The 4,887-nt window shown below is 73.0% G+C and carries 4 protein-coding genes; all 4 read right to left on the bottom strand.

The window, feature by feature from the left end:
- Nucleotides 1-2,542: sensor histidine kinase KdpD (locus GT045_RS19865; RefSeq protein WP_161334965.1), on the bottom strand; the 2,542-nt coding region annotated here is incomplete at its 3' end.
- A gap of 390 nt (nucleotides 2,543-2,932) precedes the next feature.
- Nucleotides 2,933-3,697: a DUF3710 domain-containing protein gene (locus tag GT045_RS19870; RefSeq protein ID WP_161334966.1), complete on the bottom strand. Its 765-nt coding sequence runs from the start codon at nucleotides 3,695-3,697 to the stop codon at nucleotides 2,933-2,935.
- A 1-nt stretch (nucleotide 3,698) separates the two neighbouring features.
- The gene (gene dut, locus GT045_RS19875) at nucleotides 3,699-4,268 is read right to left on the bottom strand and encodes a dUTP diphosphatase (RefSeq protein ID WP_161298489.1); all 570 of its coding nucleotides are present in this window, start codon (nucleotides 4,266-4,268) and stop codon (nucleotides 3,699-3,701) included.
- Nucleotides 4,265-4,849, bottom strand: coding sequence for a PaaI family thioesterase (locus GT045_RS19880; protein ID WP_161298490.1), 585 nt, complete (start codon nucleotides 4,847-4,849; stop codon nucleotides 4,265-4,267). Before GT045_RS19880 ends, dut begins: the two co-directional genes overlap by 4 nt.
- Nucleotides 4,850-4,887: the final 38 nt, after the last annotated feature.

The raw sequence follows: 4,887 nt of genomic DNA on the forward strand, positions 1-4,887 counted from the left end.
GGCCGGGGGGCGCGGTGTCCGCCCCGGCGGGCGCGGTCCCGGCCCGCGCTCCCGCAGCGCGGAGGCTGAGCACCATGGTGAGCCCGCCGCCCGGCGTGTCCTCGGCGTTCAGGGTGCCGCCCATGGCCTCGGCGAAGCCCCGGGCGACCGCGAGGCCCAGTCCGACACCGGCACCCCGTGGAGCGTCACCGTACCGCTGGAAGGGTTCGAAGATCCGGTCCTTGGCCTCGTCCGGCACTCCCGGGCCGCGGTCGACCACGCGCACCTCCACCCGGTCGGCGATGGCGCTCGCGGAGACCAGGACGCGCCGCCCGCGCGGGCTGTACTTGACGGCGTTCTCCACCAGGTTGGCCACCGACCGCTCCAGCAGCCCGGGGTCGACGGCGACCATCGGCAGCGTCTCGGGCACGTCCAGGTCGACACTGTCCTCGGGTACGCCGCCGAGGGCCATCGGCACGACCTCGTCCACGTCGATCTCCCGGATCAGCGGCGTGACCGTGCCGGTCTGGAGCCGGGACATGTCCAGCAGGTTCCCCACGAGGTGGTCGAGCCGGTCCGCGCCCTCCTCGATGCCCTCCAGCAGCTCCGCCTGGTCCTCCTCCGACCAGGCCACGTCGTCCGAGCGCAGGGAGGTCACGGCGGCCTTGATGCCGGCCAGCGGGGTGCGCAGGTCGTGGCTGACGGCGGCCAGCAGGGCGGTGCGGATGCGGTTGCCCTCCGCGAGCGTGCGGGCCCGGTCGGCCTCCTCCTGCAGCCGCCTGCGGTCGAGCACGACGGCCGCCTGGGCGGCGAACGCGGCGAGCACCCGGCGGTCGGCGGCGGGCAGCACCCGGCCGGTGAGGGCGAGCGCCATGTGGTCGCCGACCGGCATGTCGACGTCCGCGTCCTCGGGGCGTTCCAGCGCCGGGCCGAAGCCCGCGCGGCCCGCGCAGGACCAGGGCGCGACGTCGCTCTCGCGCTCCAGCAGGGCGGCCGACTCCATGGCGAAGGTCTCGCGGACCCGCTCCAGCAGTTCCTCCAGGCCGGTCTCGCCGCGCAGTACGTTGCCGGCGAGGAAGGAGAGGATCTCGGACTCGGCGCGCAGCCGGGCGGCCTGCTGGGTGCGCCGGGCGGCCAGGTCGACGACCGAGGCGACCGACATGCCGACCCCGAAGAAGATCGCGATGGCGACGATGTTCTTCGGGTCGGCGATGGTCAGCCGGTGCAGCGGCGGGGTGTAGAAGTAGTTCAGGAGCAGCGAACCGAAGGCCGCCGAGGCGAGGGCCGGCAGCAGGCCGCCGAGCAGGGCGGCGGCGACGGTGACCGCCAGGAACAGCAGCATGTCGTTGGCCAGGCCGAGATCGACGCTGTTCAGCAGCACCGCGAGGACCGCGGGACCGGCCAGACCGACCAGCCAGCCCCAGATGAGCCGGGCCCGGCCGAGCCGGCCGCCGCGGGACACCGGCAGTCCCCGGCCCTTGGCCACCTCCTCGTGGGTGACGATGTGCACGTCCAGGTCGGGGCCGGAGTCGCGGGCCACGGTGGCGCCGACGCCGGGTCCGAAGACGTACTGCCAGGTCTTGCGGCGCGAGGAGCCGAGCACGATCTGGGTGGCGTTCACGCCGCGGGCGAAGTCGAGGAGGGCGGCGGGGATGTCGTCGCCGACCACGTGGTGGAAGGTGCCGCCCAGGTCCTCCACCAGGGTGCGCTGGACGGCCAGCTCCTTCGGGGAGGCCGAGGTCAGCCCGTCGCTGCGGGCGATGTAGACGGCCATCACCTCGCCGCCGGCGCCCTTCTCGGCGAGCCGGGCGGCCCGGCGGATCAGTGTGCGCCCCTCGGGGCCGCCGGTCAGGCCGACGACGATCCGCTCCCGCGAGCCCCATATCCGCGAGACGCGGTGTTCGCTGCGGTACTCGGTCAGGTACTCGTCGACCCGGTCGGCCACCCACAGCAGGGCCAGCTCGCGCAGGGCGGTGAGGTTGCCGGGCCGGAAGTAGTTGGACAGGGCCGCGTCGACCTTGTCGGGCTGGTAGATGTTGCCGTGGGCCATGCGGCGGCGCAGCGCCTGCGGGGACATGTCGACCAGTTCGATCTGGTCGGCCCGGCGTACCACCTCGTCGGGGACGGTCTCGCGCTGACGCACCCCGGTGATCGACTCCACCACGTCACCGAGTGACTCCAGGTGCTGGATGTTGACGGTGGAGACGACGTCGATGCCGGCGGCGAGCAGTTCCTCCACGTCCTGCCAGCGCCTGGCGTTGCGGGAGCCCGGGATGTTGGTGTGGGCCAGTTCGTCCACGAGGGCGACGGCGGGCGCCCGGTGCAGTACGGCGTCGACGTCCATCTCGCCGAAGGTGGTGCCCCGGTAGTCCAGCTGCCGGCGCGGCATCTGCTCCAGGCCGTGCAGCATCACCTCGGTGCGCGGCCGGCCGTGGTGCTCCACGAACGCGACCACGCAGTCGGTACCCCGCTCGATCCGGCGGTGCGCCTCGGCGAGCATGGCGTAGGTCTTGCCCACGCCCGGTGCCGCACCGAGATAGATCCGAAGCTTGCCGCGTGCCATGGCCCCATTGTCTTCCCGTACCCGTTGCCTACGCAGCGTCGACCTTACGGCCAACGATGTGGACAAATGGGGCGAGGGGCAGGTCGACAGGGGGCTTTGACGCAACCCTGACGGGCCAGGCCACCCTCACCGCTCGGCGATTGCCCCGGCCACTGGACGGCACGCCCGGCGAGTCCTGCGAGAGCGAGCCCACGAGTCCCACGTGGAAGAGCCCACGAGGGCGAGTCCCGCGAGGGAGGACCGCGCTCCGGCCCGTGTCTCCGCGTTCGCGCGGGTCGGTGCGGCGCGGCCGCAGCCGTACGCGGCACCCGGCCCGCACCAAGCGGGCCGTACCTCGTCAGAGGCACGGCCCGGGTACTGCGCTTGGGTCTTGGGTCCGGCGCGCGGCGCCTAGCGGACCTCGGTGATCTCCGGGCCGCGCTGCAACTGGCCCATGCCGCCGGAGAAGCGCGAGCCCTCCTCCTGCTGGACGCCCTCGGGAACCATCTGGGCGTCGTTCGGCAGCTTCAGGACGATCGGGTCGCGCGGGGCCATCGGACCCTCGCCGCGGACCACGACCGTGTCCCGGAAGATCTGCTCCAGCAGCCCGGCGGCCTGCGGCTGCACCGCGCCCTGACCGGAGATCACAGCGCGCAGGAACCAGCGCGGGCCGTCCACGCCGACGAACCGGACGACCTGGAAGCCGCCGGTGCCGTCGGGCAGCTGCACCGGCACCTGGGCGCGCAGCTCCCAGCCGAGCGGACCCTCGACCTCGTCGACGATGCCACCCTGCTGGGTGATACCGGCCCCGATCTCCTCGCGGACCTCGGTCCAGATGCCCTCGCGCTTGGGCGCGGCGAACGCCTGGAGCTGGATGGCGCTGTCGCGCAGTACGACGGTCGCGGCGACGATGGCGTCACCGGCGACCTCTACCCGCAGCTCCATGCCGTCGACGCCCGGGATGAACAGGCCACCGAGGTCCACGCGGCCCTCGGCCGGGTCGCGCACCTCCTCGCTGTCCCACGGTCCGTCGGGCCGGGGCCCGGGCTCCAGCCGGACGCGCTCGCGCTCGGCCTGCACTTCCTCGTCCGCCTCGGTGTCGACGCTGTCGACGACCTGCTCGGTCTCGCCGGCCGCGTCCTCGGCGGCACCCTTCTTGTTGCGACGTCCGAACACGTCACTGTCCTTCCCGGTCGGATACGACCGAAGCGTATCGATTCCCACCCGTCGGACCGCCATCGGCGGCCCGACCGCTTGTGCCGCTCTCGTCACCCACCGCGGCATGGCCACCGGTGGACCCGAAGCCCCCTTCGGCCCGCGCCGAGTCGGGAAGCTCCGCGACCTCCTGGAAGCGGACCCTCTCGACCTGCTGGACGACCAGTTGGGCAATCCGGTCGAAGCGCTCGAACCGCACGCTCTCGCGCGGGTCGAGATTCACCACGATCACCTTGATCTCCCCACGGTACCCGGCATCAACCGTCCCCGGGGCATTCACCAGGGCGACACCGCAGCGGGCGGCGAGGCCGGACCGCGGATGCACGAAGGCCGCGTACCCCTCGGGCAGCGCGATCGACACTCCCGTGGGCAGAACGGCCCGTTCACCGGGACCCAGCTCGCACACCTCGGTGGTCCGCAGATCCGCACCGGCGTCCCCGGGGTGCTCGTAGGCCGGAAGCGGTACGTCCGGATCGACGCGCCGGATGAGCACGTCCAGGGGGCCGCGGGCGGCGGGGCTTTCTGCGTTCACGGGTTCACCTCGAAAGCACGGGCACGCCGGATCTGGTCCGGGTCGTCCATGGCGGCCTGGATCTCTTCCCTGCGGCCGTGGTCGATGAAGTGGTCCACCTTGACCTCGATGAACAGGGCGTCGGCGCGCACCGCGACCGGTCCGTCGGGGCCGCCTATGCGCCCGGTGGCGGTGGAGTAGATCTTCCGCCCGGCGACGGCGGTGACCTCGGCCTCCAGGTACAGCGTGGTGCCGACGGGCACGGGCCGCACGAAGTCCGTCTCCAGCCGCCCGGTGACGGCGATGGTGCGCAGCAGCCAGTTCAGCGAGCCGAGGGTCTCGTCCAGGGCCGTGGCGAGCACTCCGCCGTGCGCGAGCCCCGGGGCGCCCTGGTGGGCGGCCTGCACGGTGAACTCGGCGGTCAGCGTGACACCGTCACCGGCGCGGGCCTCCAGGTGCAGCCCGTGCGGCTGCGCCGGGCCGCACCCGAAACAGTGTCCATAGTGGGCACCGAGAAGCTCCCCGGGCGCGGGCGCGTCGGGGTGCCGTACCGGTTTCCCCGCGTCGGCGGGAGGCTGAAGAGCTGCGGAACTACCACTCACAGCCGCAGACCTTACCCGCCCTCCCGTCCCCCACCACC

The organism is Streptomyces sp. SID486, assembly GCF_009865385.1.
In the GTDB taxonomy this organism is placed as follows: Bacteria; Actinomycetota; Actinomycetes; order Streptomycetales; family Streptomycetaceae; genus Streptomyces.